Genomic DNA, 25,027 nt, shown 5'->3' with positions numbered 1-25,027 from the left:
CGGGCGCGCCTCGAGGCCCGCTCGGCCCGGCGCTGCATCCGGCGCGCAGCCACCAGGCGCAGGGCCCGGCGCTCCTGGTGCGCCTCGTGCAGCCGGTCGTGCATATGCGCACGGGCCAGGGCTTCTGGGATGAGTTGCATCTCGCGGGTCCTGTTCTGGCGCGAGTCGTTCGCGCCGGTGGTGGTGACGTCTGATGTCGCGGAGCCGGTGGGCTCGTTGGTGGACGGCTTCATCGGGGCCTGCTTCTGGGGGTCGTGCGTGAGGGGGCGGTCGATCGTTCCTGCGGTGTTCATGCCGTGACCGGGTTCTTGCGCGGGCGGCCACGCGGCCGCTTCCGGGCGACGACGACACCCTGGACGAACAGCTCGCCACCCCAGACGCCCCAGGGCTCACGCCGTTCCTTGGCGCCGGCGAGGCAGGCCTCGATCAGCGGGCAGGTACGGCAGAGGGACTTGGCGTACTCCACGTCCGCCGGCGACTCGGCGAAGAAGACCTCCGGGTCGTAGGAGCGGCAGGGGACGGGGACGCCGAGGTTCTCGATGGCGTCGTCGAGCGCGGTGAGCGCGGTGAGCGGGGTCAAGGTGGAGTCCTCCGTGAGGCCGGGCGGGGGGATCGTTTCGGAAGGCGGTACGGACGGGGCGTGCGCTTCGAGTTGCACGGTGTCGTCTTCCTCGTCTGGTCGTTCCGGTCCTGTTGGACCGGGTGGCGGCTGGTACCGGGTTCTTTTCTTGTCCCGAGGCCCCTTCGCTCTGTCATCCCGTTCGGGACAAACAGAAGGGCCGCGGATCCCGAGTGGGGTTCCGCGGCCCTGAAGGCGCCGGCCTGATCGCCGATCAGGCTGGATCACTCCAGGGTTCTGGCCCACGGAAGGCCCACATCAGGTGGTGCTGCGTCGTCTGCTTCCGGAATCCGGCACCGGTCGCCGTAAAGGCATAGGCCTTGGCCTGTGCCACTACTGCCGCTTCCAGTGCCTTGGTCGGTCGCTCATTGCGCTCGCGGACGGGAAGTCCCGCGAGAGACAGGGAGGACGCCGGACGGACGGCACGAATGCCGGACAGACCGGTGCCCAGGTTGGAGACGCCGAGCATGCACACGGAGGCGACCGAGCGATCGGTCATTTTGACGATGCTGGTGGTGCTGTTCTTGATGCTGATCACTGGACTCGCCTCCTCTCGGCGTCTCGGGGGACTGGGGTGAGCCAGTCCGACGGATATGCAAGTACAACACGGCATCAGGGCCTCCGAGAAGGCCGCTGTTCCCGTGGCTAAGAACCTATGGGGATTGCTGGGGCATGCGCAAACTATTTTTTCGACGAGTTGGTATCAGTCCCCGTCTTCCTCTCCCTCTGGCTCGTGGCCTGCGCAGATGGCCAGAACGTCGGTCCCGTAGCGGTTGAGCTTGCGCACTCCGACCCCCGGGATTCGAGCCAGTTCGCCCTCGTCGTCAGGGGCGGCCTCGGCGATCGCCATCAGCGTCTTGTCGGTGAAGACGCAGAACGCCGGCTGGCCGCTGCGCCGTGCCTGGACCTCGCGCCACTGCCGCAGCCGCTCGTAGAGCCCCTCGTCCATGTCGGAGGGGCAGTCCTCACAGCGCATCAGCTTCATCTCACCGGCGTCGGTGAGGGTGCGTCCGCAGACCCGGCAGCGGGCCGGGGTGCGCTGGGTCCGTCTCGGTGCGGCGGGACCTGTGCCGCTGCCGCCGTGACCGCGCTCGATGCCACCAGAGGCCCCGGCCCCGCTGCGACCCCCGGTCGCGGCCGATCCCGGACGCAGTCCGTCGAGGAAGCGGCTGGGGCGCCGATTGGGGCGGCCGCCGGGTGAGCGGGCGAGAGACCAGGAGACGTGGAGATGTGAGCGTGCGCGGGTGACGCCGACGTAGAGGAGGCGGCGCTCCTCCTCGATCTGTTCGTCGGTCTTCGCGTAGGTGATCGGCATCATGCCTTCAGCGACTCCGACGAGGAAGACGACGTCCCATTCCAGGCCCTTGGCGGAGTGCAGGGAGGCGAGGGTGACGCCCTGCACGGTGGGTGCGTGCTGGGCGTTCGCGCGTTCGTCGAGCTCTGCGACGAGGTCGCTCAGGGTGGCGTCGGGCCGGGCTGCCGCGAAGTCCTGCGCGAGGTTCACGAGCGCGGCGAGGGACTCCCAGCGCTCTCTGACGGCGCCGGATCCGGCGGGGGGCGTGGTCGTCCAGCCCTCGCCGGACAGCACTGCCCGGACCTGGGAGGGCAGGTCGACGGCCTCGTCGAGGAGCGAGTCGTTACCGCCGAAGCGGGCCGCTCCGCGCAGGGCGATGCCTGCCTTGCGCACTTCGGGGCGGTCGAAGAACCGTTCGGCGCCGCGCAGCTGGTAGGGGATCCCGGCGTCGGCGAGGGCCTGCTCGTAGGTCTCGGACTGGGCGTTGGTGCGGAACAGGATGGCGATCTCACCGGCCGGGACGCCGGCGTCGAGGAGCTCGCGGATGCGGCGGGCGGCGCCCTCGGCCTCGGCGGGCTCGTCGGTGTGTTCGGTGTAGACGGGCTCGGGGCCCGGGGGGCGCTGGGAGACGAGTTCCAGCCGGTGGTCGGCGGCGCGGCCACGGGCCTGGGCGAGCAGCCCGTTGGCGAGATGGACGACCTGGGGTGTGGAGCGGTAGTCGCGGACCAGTTTGACGACGGTGGCGCCGGGGTGGCGGGTGCGGAAGTCGAGCAGGTGGTCGGGGGTTGCTCCTGTGAACGAGTAGATCGTCTGGCTGGCGTCGCCGACGACGCACAGGTTGTCCCGGTCGCCGAGCCAGAGTTCCAACAGTCGCTGCTGGAGGGGGCTGACGTCCTGGTATTCGTCGACGACGAAGTGCTGGTATTGGGCGCGGACCTGTTCGGCGATGTCGTGCCGGTCCTGGAGGATGGCGACGGTCAGCAGCAGGACGTCCTCGAAGTCGATGACGGCGCGGTCGCGTTTGAGGTCTTCGTAGGTGGAATAGAGCTGGACGATCTCGGCCGGGTCGCGTGGGGCCTCACGGCCGGCCTTCGCGGCTGCGAGCGGGTAGTCGGCGGGGACCGTCTGAGTGACCTTGGACCAGTCGATCTCGGCGGTGATGTCCCGCAGCTCGCCCCGGTCGAGGCGGATACGGCAGGCGGCGGCCGCGTCGGCGACGAGTTGGAACTTACGGTCGACGAGCCGGGGCATGGAGCCGCCGACTGCTTTCGGCCAGAAGTACTGGAGCTGGCGCAGTGCGGCCGAGTGGAACGTGCGGGCTTGGACGCCGGTGGCGCCGAGTTGGCGGAGGCGGCCGCGCATCTCGCCGGCGGCGCGGTTGGTGAAGGTGACGGCGAGCACGCTGGAGGGCTGCAGGATGCCGGCGCGTACGCCGTAGGCGATGCGGTGGGTGATGGCCCGGGTCTTGCCGGTGCCTGCGCCTGCAAGCACGCACACCGGGCCGTGCAGCGCGGTGGCGACTTCGCGCTGCTCGGGGTCGAGCCCTTCGAGCACCGCGTCGGCCCCGCTCGGCGGAGCCGAGTACTGAGCACTGCCGGGGTGCTGCGGGAAGAGGGTGGAGTGCGTTGCTGCTGTCACACGGCCATGCTGCCAGGTCGCCGGAGACAGGTGAGCCGGTTGTCCACAGGCGAACCCCTGCAGTCGTACTAATGCGGCAGGCGTCACGTCCTGCCGCATACCCCCGGCGGGAATGGCGGACCGTTCGCGTACGTTCCCCCTCTGCGACCATCCGTCCCCGACCCGCCGAGGAGCGCGAGAGACATGCCGGGCACTGTGACGATGTACAGCACCACGTGGTGCGGCTACTGCCGTCGGCTGAAGAGCCAGCTGGACCGCGAGGGCATCGCGTACACCGAGATCAACATCGAGCAGGACCCGGAGTCCGCGGCGTTCGTGGAGAAGGCGAACGGCGGCAACCAGACGGTGCCCACTGTTCAGGTAGTTCCCTCCAACGGTGGGGCCGAGGTCGTCATGACGAACCCGAGCCTTGCCCAGGTGAAGCAGGCACTCGGCGCCTGACCCTCACAACACGCGACCCCTGATCGGCCTGGAGCTGATCGGGGGTTTGCGCGCTCCGGGGACTTTCCCGTTTTGGAAAGCCGGGGATCTTGACCGTGCTGACCGAAGACCAGAAGCATCGAACGCGACAAGGACTGTCGACCTGAGGGGGAAGCCGTGGGCGCGCCGCTGCGGAAGCTGTCGGGAGACCCGGAGTGCAAGAACGGCACGTGCCCGACGCTGTGGGGCACGGACGATGGCAAGGACTACGTGGTGCAGGGTTACGTGATCACCGACCCTGAGCGGCTGGCACAGCTCGATCTCCCCGAGGGAGAGACGGCCGTCATCGTCCCGGCCGCCGTACTTGAGGAGTTCTTCCGTGCTCAGCGGTGAGGAGTTCGGCCGTCTCTTCGAGACCTTCGAGCGGACCGCGTTCCGGCTGGAGACGCTCGACGTGTATGACGTGGAGGAGGAGCGGGAGGAGATCTCTCGGTTCCTCGCGGGTGAGGACTTGGGCCCGGAGTGGAGCGACAACCCATGGGTGCGCTCGATGACCGACAAGGGCAAGAGCGTGTCCCGCGTTCATGTCCTACGCTCCCCTCTGACTGACTACCTGCGTTACGAGCTGTCGGCTTACCCCGGCAACATCAAGGCCGGGGAGTCCATCGGGATCATCGACCTTGCCGAGCAGAAGGTGACCGGCCTGCCCGATCACGACTTCTGGCTCTTCGACGGCCGTGACGTGTACCGCATGCACTACACCCCCGAGGGCAAGTTCATCGGCGGTGAACTCCTGCCTACCGACCGACTGAGGGAGTACCAGGGTTACCGCGCCCTGGCGCTCACCCACGCCGTGCCGTTCGCGGCCTACTGGGAGCGGCATCACTGACCACGGAGTCGATCGGGAGAGCCCTGCGGGCACTGCGGGAAGCATCGGGACTGACCGGTGACGCGGTAGCCCGCAGGGCTTCCATGTCCGCAGGGAAGCTCTCGAAGATCGAGAACGGCCGGACCCTGCCCACCGTTCAAGACGTCGACCTGATCCTGTCCGCGTTCGGCGTCTCGGACGCAGTGAAGGAACAGTTCCTCGCAACTGCCCGAGCCGAAGTCACCGAGGCCACAGCGTGGCGCCTGCTTCGCCGTATGGGCCCCTGGAAGCACCAGAACACCATCAAGGCCATCGAGGCCAACACAGCCGCTCTCAGGCTGTTTCAGGGGCAACTCATCCCTGGACTCCTCCAGACCCCGGAGTACGCCACAGCGGTGTTCTCCCTGCCCCCAGCTTTGCCGGACGAGACCAGGGCTCGGACGGTGGCAGCGAGGATGGAACGGCAGGCGACGCTCTACGAAGAAGGTCGGTCGTTCTCCTTCGTGATCTGTGAGCACGTCCTACGGTGGCTGATCTGTGAGCCAGTCGTGATGGCGGTACAACTTGATCGGCTCGTGTCCCTGTCCCGCCTTCCCAACGTGACCGTTGGGGTGGTGCCCCTGACTGGTCGGATGCCGGACTTCCCCTTGACGTGCTTCAGCATCCACGATGACCGGCTTGTGATCGTCGAGACGTTCCACTCGGAGATCACGACACGGGACCCCAGGGACATACAGACGTACGTCGACACCTTCGAGCGGTTCGCCGACGTGGCGCTCTTCGGCGATGACATGCGCGCCCTGGTCGAGAGCATCCGAGACGAGTTCTTGCCTCAACAGGAAAGAACGTAGGGCCACTTCGCTGGAGCCCCAAGGATGGATCGCAGCGAGATCCAGGCGGGGAGGCCGTACAGGATGAGCACACCGAAGACGACGATGGCGGAGCCAGTGCACCTGACAGCTCCAGCCCGGGAGCCGGACCCCGTGGCAGGCTGCCGCGAGTGCCTCGGTATCGCGGTGACTCGAACCAACGCCCGATCGGTTGGGGACTACTCGAAGGCGTCAGACGCGAACGTCGTACTCCGTACGCACCTGCGGGAAGACCACGGGGCCGAGTGATGGCGCGCTCCGTCATGCGGTACGTGAAACACAGGATCACGCAGCACCCGGACACTGACATGACCTTCGAAGCGGAGTGCCTTCACTGCAAGTGGATGGCCACGCCCTCGACGGACGGCACGGCGGTCGACGTGGAGTGCATGAGCCACACGGGCCGGAGCGGACACAAGGGCTTCCGGCGTGTCTGTACGTCGTTCGCGATGGTGGTCCGGGACGAGTGACTGACAGGCCCCCGGCGCACTGAGGGACGGCGAGCACGACGACCGAGGAGCGCCGGAGGGGGGAGCGGTTCGAGCGACCTGCACCCCCTGTGCCTGCCTCTGTCGACTCCCCCCGTGGTCGGCAGGGGCAGGCATCGTTACGCCTGTCGGACGGCGTCAGACACCCATGCATGACAGTGGCCCCCGGCGTGAGCCGAGGGCCTGTCGTAAGGGGCTGTGCGCCTGTCTCAGGCGCTCTCTCCAAGATGGCGGTAGAGCGTGGCTCGGGAGATCCCGAGAGCCTTGGCGATGGCGCTCACGCTCTCGCCCTTGGCTCTCCTCGCACGGGCCACGGTGAGCACGTCCTCATCGACCACAGTCGGCCGTCCGCCGGTACGCCCCTGCGCCTTGGCTGCGTCCAGCCCTGCGCGGGTGCGCTCCTTGATCAGGCTGCGCTCAAACTCCGCCATGGCCCCGACCACCTGAAGCATGAGACGGCCGTCCGCCGTACCGGGGTCGATGTTGGCCAGCGCACCCGTGAGCACCTTGAACCCGATGCCCCGCTCTCGAAGGGTGTCGACCATGGTCACAAGGTCGATGAGGGAACGGGCGAACCGGTCCAGCTTCCATACGCACAGGGTGTCGCCGGGCCTGGCGTAGTCCAGCGCGGCCGTGAGCTCTGGCCGGTTGGTGTTCTTCCCGCTGGCCTTGTCCTCGAAGATCCGGGCACAACCAGCGGCCGTCAGTGCGTCGCGCTGGAGCTGTGCTTCCTGGTCATCAGTGGAGACGCGGGCGTATCCGATGAGCTGACCGGTGATCGTGGTCGTCGTCATGACACGGACTGCCTCAGAACTCGTCTCAAAAGGTCAAGCCTGAGACGGAGGTTTCGAGACGGGTTTTGAACAGTGCTGCGCCCCCTTCCGGGGCGCCTGCCGCGTCGTCTCACAAACCTTGGTTTACGAGACGCTCTGGTCGTAGCCCCTGGCAGCTGGCTCCTGCTCCAGCCCCATCAGGCTGAGGATCTCGTTCGCCTGCTCCTCGCTGAGCATGGGCGCTCGCGCCAGCCAGTACTCCAGCCACTCGTTCGCAGTCATGACAGGGACAACGCCGACAGCGCCATGGTCGTCACGCCCGTGACAACGGCGACGGCGAAGGGGTGGGGGTATGACCCCCCAAGGGGGCCTTGCCCGACCGCCATGTCTTGGCGGCTCAAATTCTGCCACGGTTTCGGGGTCCTTCTGAGAGGCGCTTCACATGCGGTGACCTGCTCTTTTGCGGCAGGGGGCCTGTAGATTTTGAGGTCCTTGTGCGTTTTGAGAGAAGGGGAACCCGCGATACAAGAGCACGTATGGCGTCGTGCGCTGGTGCGCTCGAACATGAAGCACGCAGAGAAGCTGGTCGGCGTCGCCATGGCGTTGTACGCGGACTACGAGACAGGCGAGAACGTGTGCCCGTCGAACGGGACGATCGCCAGGGAACTCGGCTACGGCGGGAAGGCTCCGGAGCAGACGGTCAACAAGATCGTTGGCAGGCTGCGTAAGGCTGGCTGGCTTACGAAGACGGGCAAGGTGCCGGACGGTCCGGTGATCTACCGACTCACCTTGCCGAAGCAGGGGGATATGGCTGAGGAGCCATACAACCTACATACCTTCAAGAGCGACGGCGGTAGGAGTGAGGAGTCAGCGGCGAAGAGCAAGCCGGTAGGCGAAGAGCGGCCCCCGTAGGTGGCCGACAGGGCGAAATCGAAGGGCGCAAGCAGCCGGCGAAGGTGGGCCGCGTAAGCGGCCCCCAGCAGGAAGACGAAGGGGCTGGCTCCCTTGGGGGGCCTTCGGCCCCCACCTTGTCCTTCGTAGATCTTGGCAAGGTCAAGCAAGAGGAACAGCGTCGACGCTGGTTCGGAGACGCGTACGCAGCTCCCTTGCCGGTGGACTTCGATTACGACGCCTTGACCGACCGGCTTCAAGAAGCGGGGCACGAGCCGCCGCCCTTCTGACCGGAAGACAGAAGGCCCCCAGGTCGGGGGCCTTCCTCGGTTGCTCAGCCTGCATCAGGCAGAGGTCAGAACCCTCTCGGCTCCCTCTGCGCCCTTCGCTTTCTCCTCGGCCTTCGCCTGCTGCGCTGCCCGTTCCGCTTCGAAGTCCTCCCAGCGGCTGACAATCTCCCACTCCACACCCGTAAGCGGCTTCGGCTTCTCGTACGGCTTTCCCGGCAACGAGATCGGCGTGATCGGTGAGAGCACCTGAGAAGACCTGGAGGGCACATCCCAGTACGTGATGCCCTGCTGCTTGATGTTCTCGATCAGGTCGCCGGGATCGACGGCCAGGACGTCATGTCCGAAGTACGCCTTGACCTTGTGCTTCTTCAGCCATTCACGCCGTTCGTCGACACTCGACCGCTCCCACCACTCCGCGTAGCTCTCGCCCGTACCCGTCCACACGGTCACCGGCTTCGGCCCCTCCTGGTTGGTGACCTTCTCTCGATCCTGGGCAAGGCTGGCGACTTGCGAGGCGTACGCGACGGCGCTGAGCTCGTCCTGCTGGAGTTCCTTCAGGAGCTGGTTCATCTTGCCGTCGATCACGGCGAGCTTCGCCGCACGGCTGTCGTCGATGGTCGTCTTCGACTCCATCCGTTCCAGGTGGCCGATCTCGCCCAACAGGGTCGACTCCAGCCAGGGGTACAGGTCTTCGGCCCAGAACCTCTGCTTCGGGCATGCCTGGATGCCCTTGCTCTTGTTGCCGTGACAGCGGTACCGCTCGCGCTTGCCCTTGGCCGGGTCGCCCTTCACGAAGTAGAGGGCGCTCCCGCACAACAGGCAGAACGTCACGCCCACCGTCGGCGATGTAGAGCCCTTCTGCTTCTTGTACTTGACCGAGGCGACGGCTTCCGACAGCTTCGTCCACTCCTCCTCGTTCAGTACCGGCTCAGAGCGCATGACAGGTGTGCCGTCGTCGTTGCGGGCTACGGCGCCACTGGCGCGTACGTACTCCCCGAGCAGGGAGCGGCTGATCAGTACGGCTTGCACTGTGGTCGGCGTCCACCTGGCTCCCCGAGGCTTCGGATCGGCCAGCCGAGTTGTGCTCTCGCCTGCCGCCGCGCGGATGCGAGCGATGTCCTGAGCCGTGGGTACGCCTTGCTCGTTCAACCAGTCGGCGACGGCCGAGAAGCTCGGCTTCTCGATGAAGCGCCGGATCATCTCGATCAGCGTCGGGCCGTACTCGGGGTCGAGTTCCAGAGTGAAGCCTGCGTCGCCCTTCACTGCTCTACGTCCGAACGGGACAAGGCCACCCGGCCAGCGGCCGGTCTTCCGCATGGTCTCCCGGGAAGCCTTGTTGCGGGCCTTGATGGCGTCCAGCTCGGCCTCTGCGACCACAGCCAGGATCTTGGCGATGGTCTTGCCCCACGGCTTCGAGAGGTCGAATCCCTCCTCGCAGGAGATGAGGCCCTTACCGTTCGCCTCGCACCACTCGATGATGTCCGAGAGGTGGCGGACCGACCGCGCGATGCGGTCGATCTTCAGGATGATGATGTGGTCGAACTGGTCCTTCTTGTTGTTGAGCCAGTCGCCCAGGGACGGGCGTACCCACGGCGAGATGGACGCCGACACGTCGATGTCGACGGCGAAGTCGACCAACTCCATTTCCTCCGCATCCGCACGCTTGCTGATGCGGGTGCGTTGCGTCTCCTCCCCCGTCTGGTTCTCGTTGCCGACTGACAGACGGACCACGCCAAGAGCCCTGGGCTTCTCGCTCACGCTCTTCCCTCCCCCACAAGGGGCGGCCCTCCCTGGCCGCCCTCACGTAGCGGGAAGTCTACAGACCGTCCCGACTGTGTTGTTCCCGGACGGGTCGACGTTGACGAACCCGTCGCTGGCACAGGTCAAGCAGAAGATCGGCGCGTAACCGGCTCACTCGGAGGGGTGGCCGTCCCTTACCGGGGCGGCCACCCCTTCGTTGTGTGGTCAGAAGGCGGTGCGGGTCGGCAGTGGCTTGCCGTACCAGAGTTCGATCAGGCGGGCCGCGATGGAGATGCCGTAGGGCGGCAGCACTTCTCCGGAGTCGAAGGCGGCGCGCAGTTCGTCGCGGGAGAACCATCGGGCCTCGTGGATCTCGTCGCCGTCGACGTCGATGTCGGTGGAGGTGGCGCGGGCCATGAAGCCGAGCATGAGGCTGGACGGGAAGGGCCAGGGCTGGCTGGCGACGTACTCGACCTGGCCGACGGTGATGCCGGCCTCTTCGTGGACCTCGCGGCGTACGGACTGCTCGATGGACTCGCCGGGCTCGACGAAGCCGGCGAGCGTGGAGAAGCGGCCTTCGGGCCAGTGGACCTGGCGGCCGAGCAGGATGCGGTCGTCCTCGTCGGTGACGGCCATGATCACGGCGGGGTCGGTGCGGGGGTAGTGCTCGGCGCCGCAGGCAGGGCAGCGGCGGATGTGGCCGGCCGCTGCGATGACGGTGCGTTCGCCGCAGCGGGAGCAGAAGCGGTGTGTGCGCTGCCAGTTCTCCAGGCCGACCGCGTGCACCATGAGGCCGGCGTCGCGGGGGGAGAGCAGCAGGCCGGCCTCGCGCAGGCCGGCGGGGCGCGCGGACTGGTCCATGCGGCCGGGCAGGGCGTCCTTCTGGAGGGCGAAGTAGGAGACACCGCCTTCGTCTATGCCGAGGAAGTAGCGGTGGGCCTCGGTGAGCGGGGCTTCGAAGGACGGGCTCATGACGAGTTCGGTGCGGCCGTCGGCTGTCTCGTCGATGAGGACCTGACCGCCGGAGACCACGAAGCAGCGGGTTGTGGGGTGGCTCCACGCCGCCGCGAGCCAGGCCTCGTCGAGGCGGTGGTGTGCGGCACGGTCGATTCCGCTGGGGGCGGTGAGCGAGATGGGTCGGTCGGCGGTGTGGTCGGTCCAGGTGGTCACGGGTGCTTCCAACTCCCCCGGTGGAACGGTTGATGCGGCGGCGGTTCAGCGGGACGTACGGCGGGAGGCGACCGGGTGTGGCGGGGCTCCGTGGTGCGGCGCGGCTCCTCCAGTGTGCCCCGTTCGGGACGGGGCTCCGTGCGGTGTGGATCGGTCAGGGCTCATGACGCCAGTGCTCTGCGAGGTCGCCCCACAGGTATGCGGTGGTCTCGGCGCCCTTGAGGAGCAGGTCGAGCTCGACTTTCTCGTTGGGGGCGTGCCAGCCGTCGGAGGGGACGGAGATGCCCAGGAAGAGGACGGGTGCGCCGAGGATTTCCTGGAGGTCTGCGGCGGGTCCGGAGCCGCCCTCGCGGGTGTAGCGGACGGGTGTTCCGAAAGCGCGGCTCATGGCGCGGGCGACGGACTGCAGGGCCGGGTGGTCCAGTGGCGTCAGGCAGGGGCGTGTGGCCGCGGAGAAGGTGATGTCGTGCCGGATGCCGGCGGGGACCTGGTCGGCCGCCCAGGCGCGGACGGCCTTCTCGATGTGGTCGGGGTCCTGGCCCGCGACCAGGCGGAAGGACAGCTTCACCATGGCCGTGGAGGGGATGATCGTCTTGCTGCCGGGGCCCTGGTAGCCGCCGCCGATGCCGTTGACCTCGGCCGTGGGGCGGGCCCATATGCGCTCCAGGGTGGTGTATCCGGCCTCGCCCTGGGTGGCGTACGACTTGGCGGTGCGGAGCCACTGCTGCTCGTCGAAGGGCAGTTCGGCGAGGAGTGCGCGCTCCCGGTCGGTGAGGTCGACGACGCCGTCGTAGAAGCCGGGGATCGCCACGCGCGCGTGCTCGTCGTGCAGGGCGGCGACGAGGCGGGCGACGGCGGTCGCCGGGTTGGGGACGGCGCCGCCGAAGGAGCCGGAGTGGATGTCCTGGTCGGGGCCGTGCAGCCGGATCTCGCACTCGGCGAGGCCGCGCATGCCCGTGCACACGGTGGGGGTGTCCTCGGACCACATGCCGGTGTCGGAGACGATCACCGCGTCGGTGGTGAGCCGGTGGGCGTGCTCCTGGACGAGGGCCCGGAAGTGCGGGGAGCCGGACTCCTCCTCGCCTTCGATGAGCAGTTTGAGGTTGACGGCCGGGGTGGTGCGGCCGGTGGCGGCGAGGTGGGTGCGGACGCCGAGTGTGTGGAAGAACACCTGGCCCTTGTCGTCGGCGGCCCCGCGCGCGTAGAGGCGGTTTTCCCGGACGACGGGTTCGAAGGGCTCGCTGTCCCAGCCGTCCTCGCGGGCGGCGGGCTGCACGTCGTGGTGGCCGTAGACGAGGACGGTGGGTGCGGTGGGGTCGTCGGAGGGCCACTCGGCGTAGACGGCGGGTGCGCCCTGCGTCTGCCAGATCTCGGCGGTCGGGAAGCCGGTCTCCTTGAGCTTGCCGGCGAGCCAGTCGGCGCTGCGCCGTACGTCGGGCGCGTGGTGGGGTTGGGCGGACACCGACGGGATGCGCAGCCACTCGGCGAGGTCGTCGAGGAAGGCGGCAGCGTGCTGGTCGATGTACGTGCGGACGGCGCTGTCCGGGGTCTGGCTCATGGTCACGAGCCTATCGGCCCGCAGTGACAGTCCGGTCGTGCGGTTCGTCACCGGGCGGCTCGTCCAGCAGCAGCTGTTCCAGTGCGGCGCGGTCCGGGAGGTCGTCGGGGCGTACGACCTCGCCGGTGCGTACGTGCACGAAGGCGGCGGTGACCGATTCCAGGGGCACACCCTGCTGCTCGGCCCAGGCGAGTCGGTACACGGCGAGCTGGAGGGGGTCGGCGGTCGGGGTGCGGCCGGTCTTCCAGTCGACGATCTCGTACGTCGCCTGCTCGCCGTCGCCGTCCCGGTAGACGGCGTCGATACGGCCCCGTACGACGCGGCCGGCGATGGCGAGCTGGAACGGGGCTTCGACGCGGTAGGGCGTGCGGTGGGCGTACTCGGTGCGTTCGAAGGCTTCCTTGAGGGCCTCCAGATCGCGTTCGTCGGCGATCTCGGCCTCGCTGCCGGGCAGCTCTTCCGGCTCCAGCATGGGCAGGGTCAGTTCTTCGAAGCGTGCCTCGACCCAGGCGTGGAAGCGGGTGCCGCGGCGTGCGGCGGGCTGGGGTGGATGTGGCATGGGGCGGGCCAGCTCCTGGGCGAAGCCGTCCGGGTCGGCGGCGAGGCGCAGCAGCTGGGAGGCGGTCAGCGATGCCGGCAGGGAGACCTCGGTGACGGACTCGCGCGCGCGGAGGAGCTCTCCGGTGAGGGCGTCGAGGTCGCGGTCCCAGGAGGCGACGGTGCGGGCCTCTTCGGGGGTGAGCGGGCTCGGCTCGGGCTCCGGGGGGTGTGGGCGTGCGCCGTGCGTGGTGTGGAGGTCCGGGGACGTCGCCTGGTGCGGGACGGTCGGGCGGTGCTGCTCCGTTGGGCGGTGCGTGTCCCAGGAGTCCCAGTCGGCCGGGTCCTCCTCGGTTTCATCCGGGTATGGGATCTCGCCCTCATAGGGGATTTCGTGTCCGTGAGGGATCTCGCCCTCATGGGGGATCTCGTCGTCCGGTGGCAGGGGCCAGTCCGGGTCGTCGTGGGTGTCGGGGTCGTGTACGGCGGCGGGTTGGCCACTGTCGTGGGAGGCGAGGTCGTCGAGGTGGGCGAGGACCGTCGCGGCGGCCGCGCGGCGTCGGGCCAGTGCCGTGTCGTCCAGGGGCAGTGGCCAGCGCTGCTCGGCGGTGGCCTGGTGCAGGGCCGGGTTCTCCTCGTCCTCGGCGGGTTCCTCCGCCCATGCCTCGATCTCGCCGTGACCGGCGGCGCAGTGGTCGTGGAGGGCTTGGAGGAAGTCGGACGGTCCGCGGGGCTTCTTCTGCGTGGGGCCCCACCAGTGGCCGGAGCCGAGGAGCAGGGAGCGGGGGCGGGTGAAGGTGACGTAACCGAGGCGGAGTTCCTCGATGCGCTGGTGGTCCTTCACGGCCTCGTGGAAGGCCTTCATGCCGCGTGAGTCCCAGGTCTGGATGTCGGGCAGTGTGTCGGCGTCGCCGCGCAGTTCGTGGGGCAGCACCTTGGCCTGGGCAGTCCACTTCTCGCGGCCCTGGCTGCTGGGGAAGGTCCCGGTGACCAGGCCGGGCACGGCGACGACGTCCCACTCCAGGCCCTTGGACTTGTGCGCGGTGAGCACCTTGACGGTGTTCTCGCCGCCGGGGAGGGCGTTGTCGAGGCCCTTTTCGTACTGGGCGGCGGTGCGCAGGAAGCCCAGGAAGGCGAGCAGGCTCGCCTCGCTCTCGTTCGCGGCGAAGGAGGCGGCGATGTCCAGGAAGTTGGAGAGGGTTTCGCGGCGGCGGGCGGCCAGGGCGTGCGGGGACGCCGAGAGTTCGACCTCCAGGCCGGTGACGGCGAGGACGCGGTGCAGTACGTCCATGAGCGGGTCGGACAGGGAGCGGCGCAGGTCGCGCAGTTCGGCGGCGAGGCGCGCGAACCGTACGCGCGCATCCGGCGAGAAGGGCAGGCCGTCGTCGTCCCCGCCGCCCTCCAGTGGGGTCTCCAGGAACGTGTCGAGAGCGTCGGCGAGGGAAATCACCTCGGCCGGGTCTACGCCTTCGACTGCTTCTGCGAGCCGACGGTCGGGGTCGTCGTCCGTGTCCACGCGCGCGTGGGACACGAGTAGCCGGGCGCGCCTGCCCAGGAGGGCGAGGTCGCGCGGGCCGATGCGCCAGCGGGGGCCGGTCAGCAGCCGGACCAGGGAGGCGTTGGCGCCCGGGTCCTGGAGCACCTCGCAGACGGCGACCAGGTCGGCCACCTCGGGCAGGTGCAGCAGTCCGGAGAGGCCGACGACCTCCACGGGGATGTCGCGGGCGACGAGCGCGCCCTGGATTTCGGCGAAGTCGGTGGCTGTGCGGCACAGGACGGCGATCTCGCCGGGTTCCTTGCCGGTGCGGACGAGGTGGGCGAGGGAGTCGGCGATCCAGTCGATCTCCTCGGCGTGGGTGTGCAGCAGGGCGCAGCGGACGATGCCGTCGTGTTCGGCGCCGGGAGCGGGGCGGAGGGCCTCCACGCCCGCGTGCATGGCGCGCAGCGGCTCGGCGAGGCTGTTGGCGAGGTTCAGGAGGCGGCCGCCGCTGCGGCGGTTCTCGCTGAGTGCCTGGCGGGTGGCGGGGCGGCCGTCGGTGTGGGCGAAGTGGTCGGGGAAGTCGTCCAGGTTGGCGACGGAGGCGCCGCGCCAGCCGTAGATGGCCTGGCAGGGGTCGCCGACGGCGGTCACGGGGTGGCCGGTGCCGCCGCCGAACAGCCCTGCCAGGAGGACGCGTTGGGCGACGGACGTGTCCTGGTACTCGTCGAGGAGGACGACGCGGAACTCGTCGCGCAGGATGCGGCCGACGTCGGGGAGTTGGGCGAGGTGCGCGGCGAGGGCGATCTGGTCGCCGAAGTCGAGCAGGTCGCGCTCGCGCTTCGCGGCCCGGTAGCGCAGGACCAGTTCGGTGAGTTCCCGGCGGGCGGCGGCCGTCTCGGGGACCTTGCGCAGGTCGGCGTTGGTGAGCTTGACGCGCTGCAGGGTGTGCAGCAGTTCGGCGTCCCAGGTGCGCAGGTCTTCGGGGCGTACGAGGTGTTCGGCGAGTTCGGAGTCCAGGGTGAGCAGGTCGCTGACGAGGTCCGCGAAGGAGCGGGTCAGCGCCGGGTACGGGCCCGGGGCTTCGCGCAGCACGCGCGCGGCGAGCTGGTAGCGGGTGGCGTCGGCGAGGAGGCGGGAGGTCGGTTCGAGCCCGATGCGCAGACCGTGGTCGGTCAGGAGGCGGCCCGCGAATGCGTGGTATGTGGAGATGGCCGGTTCGCCGGGCGGGTTGTCCGGGTCGATGGCGTCCGGGTCGGTCACACCGGCCTTGACGAGGGCTTTGCGGACGCGTTCGGCGAGTTCACCGGCGGCCTTGTTGGTGAAGGTGAGGCCGAGCACCTGTTCAGGGGCGACCTGGCCGGTGCCGACCAGCCACACCACGCGGGCCGCCATCACCGTGGTCTTGCCGGATCCGGCTCCGGCCACGATCACCTGCGGGGCGGGCGGCGCGGTGATGCAGGCCGTCTGCTCCGGGGTGAACGGAATCCCGAGGAGCTCCTTGAGCTGCTCGGGATCGGTGATAAGGGCGGGCACGGCTCAGAGGCTAGCGGCGGGCACTGACAGCAGATGCCGTCATCGGCTCCCGGGACCGGAGAAGCGCAGGTCAACGCCCATGGTGCCGTACGTCACTCGACCACGTGTCGCCCCTCGGGCCGCGCGCTGCACGACGCCCGGAACGCGCAGTGCGTGCAGTGCTGGCCGGTCGTCGGGGTGAACCGTTCGTCTAACACCTTGCCTGCCGCGGTGGCCAGCAGCTCGCCGACCCACTCCCCCTCAAGGGGCTCCTGGGCCTGCACCTTGGGCAGGGTCTCGCCCCCGTCCCGCTTGGCGGCGCCCTGGCGCAGCTGGACCAGTTCGGCGCCGCCCGGCTCGGGGCGCACACCGTCGAAGGCCTCGTCGACGGCACCTTCGCGGACGGCCAACTGGTAGACCGCGAGCTGGGGGTGGCGGGCCACGTCGGCCGCGCTGGGCGCCTGCTTGCCGGTCTTGAAGTCGACGACGTAGGCGCGGCCCTCGCCGTCCGCCTCGACGCGGTCCATCGAGCCGCGGATGCGTACCTCGTAGTCGCCCGCTTCGAGGGTGACGTCGAAGTCGTGCTCGCTCGCCACCGGCGTACGCCCGGTGCGGTCCATGATGTGCCACTTCAGGAAGCGTTCGAGCGCCACGCGCGCGTGCTCCTTCTCCTGCGTCGACTTCCACGGCGCGTCGAAGGCGAGCGCGTCCCACACCGAGTCCAGGCGTTCCATGAGGACGGTGAGGTCGGCCGGGGTGCGCCCGGAGGCCACCTCGTCGGCGAGGACGTGCACCACGTTGCCGAAGCCCTGGGCGGCTGTGGCGGGCGCGTCGGCTTTCACCTCGCGGCCGAGGAACCACTGCAGGGCGCAGGTGTTGGCCAGCTGGTCCAGGGCGCTTCCGGAGAGTACGACGGGCTGGTCGCGGTTGCGCAGCGGCACCTTGGACTCGGTCGGCTCGAACATGCCCCACCAGCGGTAGGGATGCGCGGACGGGACGAGTGGGCGGCCGTCCTCGTCGGCGAGCGCGGCGAGCCGGGCCAGTCGGCGTGCGGCGGCCTCCCTCAGGGCGTCGGAGACTCGGGGGTCGACCGTCGTGGCGCGTAGTTCGGCGACGAGCGCGGCGACGGACAGGGGGCGACGCGGGCGGCCCGTGACGTCCTTGGGTTCGACGCCGAGTTCGGTCAGGAAGCGGGAGGGTTGGTCGCCGTCGTCGGCGGGGGCCTTCACCGCGGTGACGACGAGGCGTTCACGCGCGCGTGTGGCGGCGACGTAGAACAGGCGGCGCTCTTCGGCGAGCAGTGCACCCGGGGTGAGTGGTTCGGCGAGTCCGTCGCGGCCGATGCGGTCGGCCTCGAGGAGGGAGCCGCGGCGGCGCAGATCCGGCCACAGGCCCTCCTGGACGCCCGCGACGACGACCAGACGCCACTGGAGCCCCTTGGAGCGGTGCGCGGTCATCAGCCGCACGGCGGCGGGGCGTACGGCACGCCGCGTGAGGGTGTCGGCGGCGATGTCCTCGGCCTCCAACTCCTCCAGGAAGTTGAGGGCGCCGCGGCCGCCGGAGCGTTCCTCGGCGCGGGCCGCGGTCGCGAACAGCGCACACACGGCGTCCAGGTCGCGGTCCGCGTTGCGTCCGGCGGCACCGCCGCGCCGGGCGGCCCGCTCCAGGCGCGTGGGCCAGGGCGTGCCCTGCCACAGGTCCCACAGCGCTTCCTCGGCCGTACCGCCGCCCGCCAGGCGCTCGCGCGCTGTGCGCAGCAGCGCGCCGAGGCGCTGGGCACCGCGCGCGTACGCCGGATCATGTGCCACCAGGCGTTCGGGTTCGGCGAGCGCTCGCGCGAGCAGCTCGTCCGACGGCGGCGGCACCGGATTGCCCGCGGCCCGCTCCTCCTCACGCAGGGCACGGCCGAGGCGGCGCAGATCGGCGGCGTCCATGCCGGCGAGGGGGGAGGTGAGGAGAGTGAGGGCGGTTTCGGTGTCGAGCCAGGGGGTGTGCTGTTCGGTCTCTTCGGGATCCGCCGACTCCGCGGTTTCCGCCCGCTCCGGGGTGCGCAGGTCGTTGCCTGCCCGGCCCGACTCCGCCGTGGCGACCGCCCGGAGCGCCGTCAGCAGCGGGGCCACCGCCGGCTCGTGGCGCAGCGGCATGTCGTCGCCGTCGATGTCGAGGGGCACGCCGGCGGCTGTGAGGGCGCGGCGGACCGTGGGGATGGTGCGCGATCCGGCGCGCACCAGGACGGCCATGTCGCTCCAGGGGACGCCGTCCTCGAGATGGGCCCTGCGGAGGATGTCGGCGATGTTGTCCAGCTCGGTGCCGGGCGTCGGGTACGTGTAGACCTCGACGCGGCCGCCGTCGCGCACCGGAGCCAGCTCGCGGTGGGCGCGCACCTTGTCCGCGGGGAGGCGGGTCAGCGGCATGCGCTGGGTCAGCAGCCGGGTCGCGGCGAGCAGGGCGGCAGCGGAACGGCGGGAGGTCCGCAGCACCTCGACGGGGGCCGGGCGGCCGTCCGCGCGCGGGAAGGCGCGCGGGAAGTCCAGGATTCCGTTCACGTCCGCGCCCCGGAAGGCGTAGATCGACTGGTCGGGGTCGCCGAAGGCGACCAGGGTGCGCCCCTCGCCGGCCAGGGCGTGCAGGAGACGGACCTGGGCGGGGTCGGTGTCCTGGTACTCGTCCACGAACACGGCGTCGTACTGCGCGGTGAGCCGCTGGGCGACCTCGGGGCGGCGGGCGAGGAGCACTGCGCGGTGGACCAGTTCGGCGTAGTCGAGCACGCCCTGCAGGTCGAGCACGTCGAGGTACTCGGCGAGGAAGGCTGCCGCGGCCCGCCAGTCGGGGCGGCCGATGCGCCGCGCGAAGGCGTCCAGGGCGTCCGGTCCCAGGCCCAGCTCGCGGCTGCGGGCGAGCACCGCACGGACCTCGTCGGCGAAGCCGCGGGTGGTCAGGCAGGCGCGCAGCTCGTCCGGCCAGCGCACGTGCGCGAGACCGAGCCGCTCGAGGTCCGGCTGGCCGGCGAGCAGCTCGCGGACGGTCACGTCCTGCTCGGGCCCGGACAGCAGCCGCAACGGCTCGACGAACAGGTCGCTGTCCTGGTGGGCGCGCACGAGGGCGTAGCAGAACGAGTGGAAGGTGGTCGCCTGGGGCGCGCGGGCCGCCCCTATCCGCAGCGCCATGCGGTCGCGCAGTTCGACGGCGGCCTTGCGGCTGAACGTCAGCACCAGGATCCGCTCGGGATCCCCTCCGCGCGCGATGCGGGCCGCGACGGACTCCACGAGCGTGGTGGTCTTGCCGGTTCCCGGGCCCGCGAGGACGAGCAGAGGTCCCGCCTCATGGTCAACCACCGCGCGCTGTGCCGCGTCCAGACGAGGGGGACCCGTTCGGACCGGCGGGGTACGCACCAGTCGGTAAGCGCCACGGCTCCCCTGTCGCACCTGCAGGTGCGACGGGCGCTGGATGGAGGAAGAGGAGCTCACGTGGTTCGCCGGTCCTGGTGGGTGTGCAGTCTCTCGGTGCCGGCGCGGAGCGCCGTCGTCGGGGGTGGTGGTGGTCGGGTGACGGGTGGGCCGTCCGACGCGCGAGGCGGGCGGTGACCGCGGGATGAGGGAGACACGCGCAGCCGACGCTACGCCGACGAAAGGGGCGGAAGCAGGGCTTCCGCTTCTTCCCTCGCGACTCACGTGGCTCGTATGTCTCTTGTCTCACAAACGTACGTCATGCCACGGACGTGCACTGTTTCGCTCGTACGGATCACGCGTCACACACGGACGCGCCCAATGGCGGAAGCTGTCAGATGTGACCCTCCGCGCGTTCGCCGCCGTCCCACCGCGCGCGTCTCATGTCGACGCGCGGCAGGTGACCCTCCGCGGCGCGGCTCGCCTCCTTCAGCGGTGTGCCCTCCGCGCGGTAGTGGCCGAGCGCCTCCAGCTCGTGCCCGGGAAGCAGAACGCCGTCCGCGCGGACGACGCGCCACCACGGAACGGCTCCCCCGTAGAGAGCCATCACGCGGCCGACCTGGCGGGGGCCTCCCTCCTCCAACCACTCCGCGACGTCGCCATACGTCATGACGCGCCCGGCCGGGATCAGTTCGGCGACCTCGAGGACCCGCTCGGCGTACTCCGGCAGGGCGTCCCCAGGAAGACTCTCCTCGCTCATTCGCCCCATCCTGCCGCACGGCACCGACAAGGTGACCTGCTCGCCACTGTGCGTGACCCTCGCCGTGGAGCGGCCCGTGGGGCAGACTGTGCGCTCCCGCATTTGCACCCTGATGCCCCCGTGTGTCGGTGGGGCATGCCACCATCGTGCGGGCGGTGACTGGTGATACGAGATCAAGAAGAGACGATGAAGCAGCAGGGTGTGCGGCCCGAGGACGCGGAGAGCACCTCTGATGCGTCAGCGCGCCCGGACACCGCCGACGCGAACGAGAAGCCGGTGACGAAGGCCGATCCGCCGAGCGGGAAGGGCGCGGCCCGCGCCGACGAGACCCTCATCGACGAGGTCGAGGGCGACGAACCGCTGCTCCCCGCGCGCGTGCACCGCCCCTCCGACCTGATGCGACTCCTGGTCGGCGTGCTCGCCATCGTCGTGCTGATCGCCATCGCCGCGTTCGCGCACGGCACCACCTCGGGCCTCGAACAGGACATCAACAAGGGCACCGGTCAGGCACCCGACCTGCTCATCAAGATCGCTGGACTGGCGTCCAGCATCGCGATCCTCCTGGTTCCGGTCGCGTTCGCCATCGAACGGCTGATCAAGCGGGACGGACTGCGCATCGCCGACGGCGTGCTCGCGGCGGTCCTCGCACACGGGGTGACGCTCGCCACCGACCTGTGGGTCGCCCGGGCCGCCCCCGACTCGATCCAGGAGGCGCTCACCCAGCCCTCCCCCGGCGACATCAACGCCCTGACCGACCCGGTGCACGGCTATCTCGCCCCGGTCATCGCGTACATGACGGCCGTCGGCATGTCCCGCAGACCGCGCTGGCGGGCCGTGCTGTGGATCGTGCTGCTCCTCGACGCCTTCTCCATGCTCGTCACCGGCTACACGACACCGTTCTCGATCATCCTGACGGTGCTGATCGGCTGGACCGTCGCCTACGGCACGCTGTACGCGGTCGGCTCGCCCAACGTCCGTCCCACCGGTCGGACCCTGATGGCGGGCCTGCGGACGGTCGGCTTCCACCCGGTGAGCGCGTCGCGCGAGGAGACCCCGGATGCCGCGGACAACGGCGACCGCGGCCGACGCTACTTCGTCACCCTGGAGAACGGTCGACCACTGGACGTCACAGTGGTCGACCGGGAGCAACAGGCACAGGGCTTCTTCTACCGGGTGTGGCGCAACCTGACGCTGCGCGGCTTCGCCACCCGCCGCAGCCTCCAGTCGCTGCGGCAGGCACTGGAGCAGGAGGCACTGCTGGCGTACGCGGCCATCGCGGCGGGCGCCAACGCACCCAAGCTGATCGCCACCTCCGAACTGGGCCCCGACGCCGTGATGCTCGTCTACGAGCACACCGGCGGCCGCACCCTCGACTCGCTGGCCGAGGAGGAGATCTCCGACGAGCTGCTGCGCAGCACCTGGCACCAGGTGCAGGCGCTGCAGTCCCGGCGCATCGCACACCGCAGGCTCGCGGGTGACGCGATCCTGGTGGATCGTTCCGGCACGGTCATCCTCACCGATCTGCGCGGTGGCGAGATCGCGGCCGGGGACCTGCTGCTGCGCATGGACGTCGCACAGCTGATGACGACGCTCGCCCTGCGGGTCGGCGCCGAGCGGGCAGTGGCTTCCGCCGTCGCGGTGCTCGGCCCCGACGCCGTGGCCGACTGCCTGCCGATGCTCCAGCCCATCGCGCTCACCCGCTCCACACGCGCGACCCTGCGGCGACTGGCCCGGGAGCGCGCCGAGCGCGAGCGGGAGGCGGTGCTGGAGGCGTCGCGGCAGTCCAGGCAGGCCCGTGCAGGGGCGGCCGCGGACGACGACAGCGCGGTCGTACTGGCAAAGCCCGGCAAGAAGGCCGTACGCGCGCAGGCCAGGGCAGAGAAGCGGGCCATGGACGAGGCCGTGGAGGAGGCGCGCGAGGACGATCTGCTCACCCAGATCCGGCACGAGGTGCTGCGGATCAGGCCGCAGGCACCGGTCGAGCCGGCCCGGCTGGAGCGGGTGCGACCGCGCACGCTGATCAGTTTCATCGCCGGAGCCATCGGCGCGTACTTCCTGCTGACGCAGCTCACGCACATCGAGTTCGGGCCGCTCGTGGCCAACGCCGAGTGGGGCTGGGTCATCGCGGCCGTGCTGTTCTCGGCACTCAGCTATGTTGCCGCCGCGATGAGCCTGCTGGGGTTCGTGCCCGAACGGGTGCCGTTCCCACGGACCGTGGCGGCCCAGGTCGCCGGGTCGTTCGTGAAGATCGTTGCGCCGGCCGCGGTGGGCGGTGTCGCGCTCAACACGCGCTTCCTCCAGCGCGCGGGGGTGCGGCCCGGTCTGGCGGTGGCCAGCGTCGGCGCGTCGCAGCTGTTCGGGCTGGGCTGCCACATCCTCATGCTGTTGGCCTTCGGTTATCTGACCGGTACCGAAAAAACACCGTCCCTGTCGCCGTCCCGGACTGTCATCGCGGGTCTGCTGACGGTCGCAGTGCTGGTGCTCGTGGTGACGTCGGTGCCGTTCATGCGGAAATTCGTCGTCACGCGCGTGCGGTCGCTTTTCGCTGGTGTCGTACCGCGCATGCTGGACGTGCTCCAGCGGCCGCAGAAGCTGGTCACCGGCATCGGCGGCATGCTGCTGCTCACCGCCTGCTTCGTGATGTGCCTGGACGCGTCGATCCGCGCCTTCGGCGACGAGACCACCTCCATCAGCATCGCCAGCGTCGCCGTGGTCTTCCTCGCCGGCAACGCGCTCGGCTCCGCAGCCCCGACACCCGGCGGTGTGGGCGCCGTCGAGGCGACCCTGACCGTCGGTCTGATCGCCGTCGGCCTGCCCAGCGAGGTAGCCGCCCCGGCCGTGCTGCTGTTCCGCCTGCTGACCCTGTGGCTGCCGGTGCTGCCGGGCTGGCTGGCCTTCAACCACCTGACACGCAAGGGCGCGCTGTAGGCCACATCGCGGGTACACGGCGGGGAACCCTGCACGCGCTCCTACGCCACAGCGCACACTCACGCGCGTCCCGCACCGCAACGACGCACCCGCACGCGCGCCTTTGAGTCAAAACGCACGCGCGCGTACGCGACAACGCACCCGCACGCGCGCGTCCCTCATACGGCCCACGCCCCGAGCGCCCGGCCCCACGCGACCGCACGATGGATGCATGCCAAACCTTTCCCGTCTGCGCGCCGCCGCTCTGACTGCCACCGCCGTGCTGCTGTCCTCCGTGCTGGCGGGATGCAGCGACGACGGCTCCCAGGACGAGGACCTCACCGCCCAGGAGCTGAGCTGGAAGGCCTGCCCGGCGCCCGCCCAGGCCCAGGGCGGAGGCGACGCCCCCTCGCCTCTGCCGGACGGCGGCGACTGGCAGTGCGCGACCATGAAGGCGCCCCTCGACTGGGACGACCCAGAAGGGGACACCATCGACATCGCGCTGATCCGGGCGCAGACCAGCGGCGCGGAGAGCCAGCGCATCGGCTCGCTGATCTTCAACTTCGGCGGCCCCGGCGGCTCGGGCGTCACCGCGCTGCCCGCGTTCGGCGCGGACTATGCGACGTTGCGCACCCGCTACGACCTGGTGAGCTTCGACCCGCGCGGGGTCGGCCGCAGCGCCCCGGTGTGGTGCCAGAACGACCAGCAGCTCGACGTCTACTTCCAGCAGGACGCGACCCCCGACGACGCCACCGAGCGCACCGAACACGTCGACAACGTCAAGGAGTTCAACGCCGCCTGCGAGAAGAACTCCGAGCGGATACTGCCGCACGTGCGCACCACGGACGCGGCCCGCGACATGGACCTCTTGCGCCAGGTCCTCGGCGACGACAAGCTGCACTACTTCGGCATCTCCTACGGCACCGAACTCGGCGGCGTCTACGCCCACCTGTTCCCGGAGAACGTGGGCCGGGCCGTCTTCGACGCGGTCGTCGATCCGACCGAGACCCCCGAACAGGGCTCCCTCGGGCAGGCCGAGGGCTTCCAGCTCGCGCTCGACAACTTCGCCGAGCACTGCGTGTCACAGGTCGAGGACTGCCCGGTCGGGAACAGCGCCCAGGATGTCAAAGCCCGCATCGCGAAGCTGCTCAAGGACCTGGACAGCAAGCCGATCCCGGGCATCTTCCCCCGCGAGCTGACCCAGACCGCCGCGACCAGCGGCATCGCCCAGGCGCTGTACTCGCAGGACTTCTGGGAGTACCTCACCGAGGGCCTCGAGCAGGCGTACGACGGGAACGGCCAGATCCTGCTCCTGCTGTCGGACTCCTTGAACGGGCGCAACCAGAACGGCGAGTACAGCAATCTCACCGCGGCCAACGCCGCCATCAACTGCGCCGACGACAAGCCGCGGTACACCACCGAGTACGTGGAACGGAAACTGCCCGAGTTCCGCGCCGCCTCCGCCCTGTTCGGCGACTTCCTGGCCTGGAGCATGCTCAGCTGCACCGACTGGGCGGTGCAGGGCGCCGCCGACCACCCCGACGTCAGTGCGCCCGGGGCGGCGCCGATCCTCGTCGTGGGCAACACCGGCGACCCGGCCACTCCCTACGAGGGGGCGCGCAGGATGGTCCAGGCACTGGGCAACGGCGTCGGCGTGGAGCTGACGTACCGGGGGCAGGGGCACGGTGCGTACGACAGCAAGAACAAGTGCGTGCAGGGCGCCGTGAACGCTTATCTGCTGGACGGGAAGGTGCCGGCAGCCGGGACCGTCTGCTCCTGAACCTGACCCGGGTCCCGACAAAGCCGCAGGTCAAAAGGTTATCCACA

At 69.8% G+C, this 25,027-nt stretch carries 20 protein-coding genes and 1 pseudogene; 9 read left to right on the top strand and 12 right to left on the bottom strand.

What is annotated here, in order from left to right; translation table 11 throughout:
• The 4 genes from ACTWQJ_RS04650 to ACTWQJ_RS04635 form a co-directional block, all read right to left on the bottom strand.
• Positions 1 to 293, bottom strand: a 293-nt coding sequence (locus ACTWQJ_RS04650; protein ID WP_443305315.1) for a hypothetical protein, incomplete at its 3' end; no start/stop codon positions are given.
• A complete protein-coding gene (locus tag ACTWQJ_RS04645) occupies positions 290 to 658 on the bottom strand; it encodes a WhiB family transcriptional regulator (RefSeq protein ID WP_019072119.1) in 369 nt (122 codons plus the stop codon). The genes ACTWQJ_RS04650 and ACTWQJ_RS04645, both read right to left, overlap by 4 nt.
• Before the next feature lie 175 nt (positions 659 to 833).
• Positions 834 to 1,157 carry a hypothetical protein gene (locus tag ACTWQJ_RS04640; protein ID WP_129802263.1) on the bottom strand — a complete coding sequence of 108 codons (324 nt, stop codon included), beginning with the start codon at positions 1,155 to 1,157 and terminating at the stop codon, positions 834 to 836.
• Between the two features lie 165 nt (positions 1,158 to 1,322).
• Positions 1,323 to 3,551 carry an ATP-dependent DNA helicase UvrD2 gene (locus tag ACTWQJ_RS04635; protein WP_443305314.1) on the bottom strand — a complete coding sequence of 743 codons (2,229 nt, stop codon included), beginning with the start codon at positions 3,549 to 3,551 and terminating at the stop codon, positions 1,323 to 1,325.
• Between the two features lie 183 nt (positions 3,552 to 3,734).
• Between ACTWQJ_RS04635 and ACTWQJ_RS04630 the strand changes: the two genes are divergently transcribed.
• The 5 genes from ACTWQJ_RS04630 to ACTWQJ_RS04610 all read left to right on the top strand — a co-directional run bounded on the left by ACTWQJ_RS04630 (position 3,735) and on the right by ACTWQJ_RS04610 (position 6,178).
• Complete coding sequence (locus tag ACTWQJ_RS04630) at positions 3,735 to 3,992, top strand: mycoredoxin (RefSeq protein WP_443305313.1); 258 nt, start codon at positions 3,735 to 3,737, stop codon at positions 3,990 to 3,992.
• Between the two features lie 156 nt (positions 3,993 to 4,148).
• Complete coding sequence (locus ACTWQJ_RS04625; RefSeq protein ID WP_443305312.1) at positions 4,149 to 4,364, top strand: hypothetical protein; 216 nt, start codon at positions 4,149 to 4,151, stop codon at positions 4,362 to 4,364.
• A complete protein-coding gene (locus tag ACTWQJ_RS04620) occupies positions 4,351 to 4,860 on the top strand; it encodes a DUF6879 family protein (RefSeq protein WP_443305311.1) in 510 nt (169 codons plus the stop codon). The genes ACTWQJ_RS04625 and ACTWQJ_RS04620 overlap by 14 nt, the downstream gene beginning before the upstream one ends.
• Positions 4,842 to 5,690 (top strand): helix-turn-helix domain-containing protein, encoded by an 849-nt coding sequence (locus ACTWQJ_RS04615; RefSeq protein WP_443305318.1) that lies wholly within the window; start codon positions 4,842 to 4,844, stop codon positions 5,688 to 5,690. The genes ACTWQJ_RS04620 and ACTWQJ_RS04615 overlap by 19 nt, the downstream gene beginning before the upstream one ends.
• A 266-nt stretch (positions 5,691 to 5,956) precedes the next feature.
• Entirely contained in the window at positions 5,957 to 6,178 is a 222-nt protein-coding gene (locus ACTWQJ_RS04610; protein WP_443305310.1) for a DUF7848 domain-containing protein, read from the top strand.
• Positions 6,179 to 6,405: 227 nt separating this feature from the next.
• Here ACTWQJ_RS04610 and ACTWQJ_RS04605 read toward each other — a convergent pair whose 3' ends face one another.
• On the bottom strand, positions 6,406 to 6,990 hold the full coding sequence (locus tag ACTWQJ_RS04605) for a recombinase family protein (protein ID WP_443305309.1): 585 nt from the start codon (positions 6,988 to 6,990) through the stop codon (positions 6,406 to 6,408).
• 123 nt (positions 6,991 to 7,113) lie between these two features.
• Positions 7,114 to 7,251, bottom strand: coding sequence for a hypothetical protein (locus ACTWQJ_RS04600; protein ID WP_443305308.1), 138 nt, complete (start codon positions 7,249 to 7,251; stop codon positions 7,114 to 7,116).
• A gap of 282 nt (positions 7,252 to 7,533) precedes the next feature.
• Here ACTWQJ_RS04600 and ACTWQJ_RS04595 point away from each other — a divergent pair, with 282 nt between their 5' ends.
• Positions 7,534 to 7,881, top strand: a complete 348-nt coding sequence (locus tag ACTWQJ_RS04595) for a hypothetical protein (RefSeq protein ID WP_443305307.1) — start codon at positions 7,534 to 7,536, stop codon at positions 7,879 to 7,881.
• A gap of 323 nt (positions 7,882 to 8,204) precedes the next feature.
• Here ACTWQJ_RS04595 and ACTWQJ_RS04590 read toward each other — a convergent pair whose 3' ends face one another.
• The gene (locus ACTWQJ_RS04590) at positions 8,205 to 9,908 is read right to left on the bottom strand and encodes a recombinase family protein (RefSeq protein ID WP_443305306.1); all 1,704 of its coding nucleotides are present in this window, start codon (positions 9,906 to 9,908) and stop codon (positions 8,205 to 8,207) included.
• Positions 9,909 to 9,960: 52 nt separating this feature from the next.
• Here ACTWQJ_RS04590 and ACTWQJ_RS04585 point away from each other — a divergent pair.
• Positions 9,961 to 10,056: pseudogene (locus tag ACTWQJ_RS04585) on the top strand (NrdH-redoxin); the annotation flags it as partial.
• A gap of 59 nt (positions 10,057 to 10,115) precedes the next feature.
• Here ACTWQJ_RS04585 and nudC read toward each other — a convergent pair.
• The 5 genes from nudC to ACTWQJ_RS04560 form a co-directional block, all read right to left on the bottom strand.
• The gene (nudC, locus tag ACTWQJ_RS04580) at positions 10,116 to 11,060 is read right to left on the bottom strand and encodes an NAD(+) diphosphatase (protein ID WP_443305305.1); all 945 of its coding nucleotides are present in this window, start codon (positions 11,058 to 11,060) and stop codon (positions 10,116 to 10,118) included.
• 154 nt (positions 11,061 to 11,214) lie between these two features.
• The gene (locus ACTWQJ_RS04575; RefSeq protein WP_443305303.1) at positions 11,215 to 12,618 is read right to left on the bottom strand and encodes a dipeptidase; all 1,404 of its coding nucleotides are present in this window, start codon (positions 12,616 to 12,618) and stop codon (positions 11,215 to 11,217) included.
• Positions 12,619 to 12,628: 10 nt separating this feature from the next.
• Positions 12,629 to 16,168 carry an ATP-dependent helicase gene (locus ACTWQJ_RS04570; RefSeq protein ID WP_443305302.1) on the bottom strand — a complete coding sequence of 1,180 codons (3,540 nt, stop codon included), beginning with the start codon at positions 16,166 to 16,168 and terminating at the stop codon, positions 12,629 to 12,631.
• Between the two features lie 92 nt (positions 16,169 to 16,260).
• Positions 16,261 to 19,614, bottom strand: coding sequence for an ATP-dependent helicase (locus tag ACTWQJ_RS04565; RefSeq protein WP_443305301.1), 3,354 nt, complete (start codon positions 19,612 to 19,614; stop codon positions 16,261 to 16,263).
• Positions 19,615 to 19,927: 313 nt separating this feature from the next.
• The gene (locus ACTWQJ_RS04560) at positions 19,928 to 20,293 is read right to left on the bottom strand and encodes an MGMT family protein (RefSeq protein WP_443305300.1); all 366 of its coding nucleotides are present in this window, start codon (positions 20,291 to 20,293) and stop codon (positions 19,928 to 19,930) included.
• A 186-nt stretch (positions 20,294 to 20,479) separates the two neighbouring features.
• Here ACTWQJ_RS04560 and ACTWQJ_RS04555 point away from each other — a divergent pair, with 186 nt between their 5' ends.
• Both ACTWQJ_RS04555 and ACTWQJ_RS04550 read left to right on the top strand, forming a co-directional pair.
• A complete protein-coding gene (locus ACTWQJ_RS04555; RefSeq protein ID WP_443305299.1) occupies positions 20,480 to 23,221 on the top strand; it encodes a lysylphosphatidylglycerol synthase transmembrane domain-containing protein in 2,742 nt (913 codons plus the stop codon).
• A 211-nt stretch (positions 23,222 to 23,432) separates the two neighbouring features.
• On the top strand, positions 23,433 to 24,980 hold the full coding sequence (locus ACTWQJ_RS04550) for an alpha/beta hydrolase (RefSeq protein WP_443305298.1): 1,548 nt from the start codon (positions 23,433 to 23,435) through the stop codon (positions 24,978 to 24,980).
• Positions 24,981 to 25,027: the final 47 nt, after the last annotated feature.

The sequence above is a fragment of the Streptomyces sp. KR55 genome (assembly GCF_052245645.1).
GTDB classification, from domain to species: domain Bacteria; phylum Actinomycetota; class Actinomycetes; order Streptomycetales; family Streptomycetaceae; genus Streptomyces; species Streptomyces flavusporus.
The sequence above is the reverse complement of the archived record's forward strand: the minus strand, read 5'-3'. Positions and strand labels throughout refer to the sequence as shown.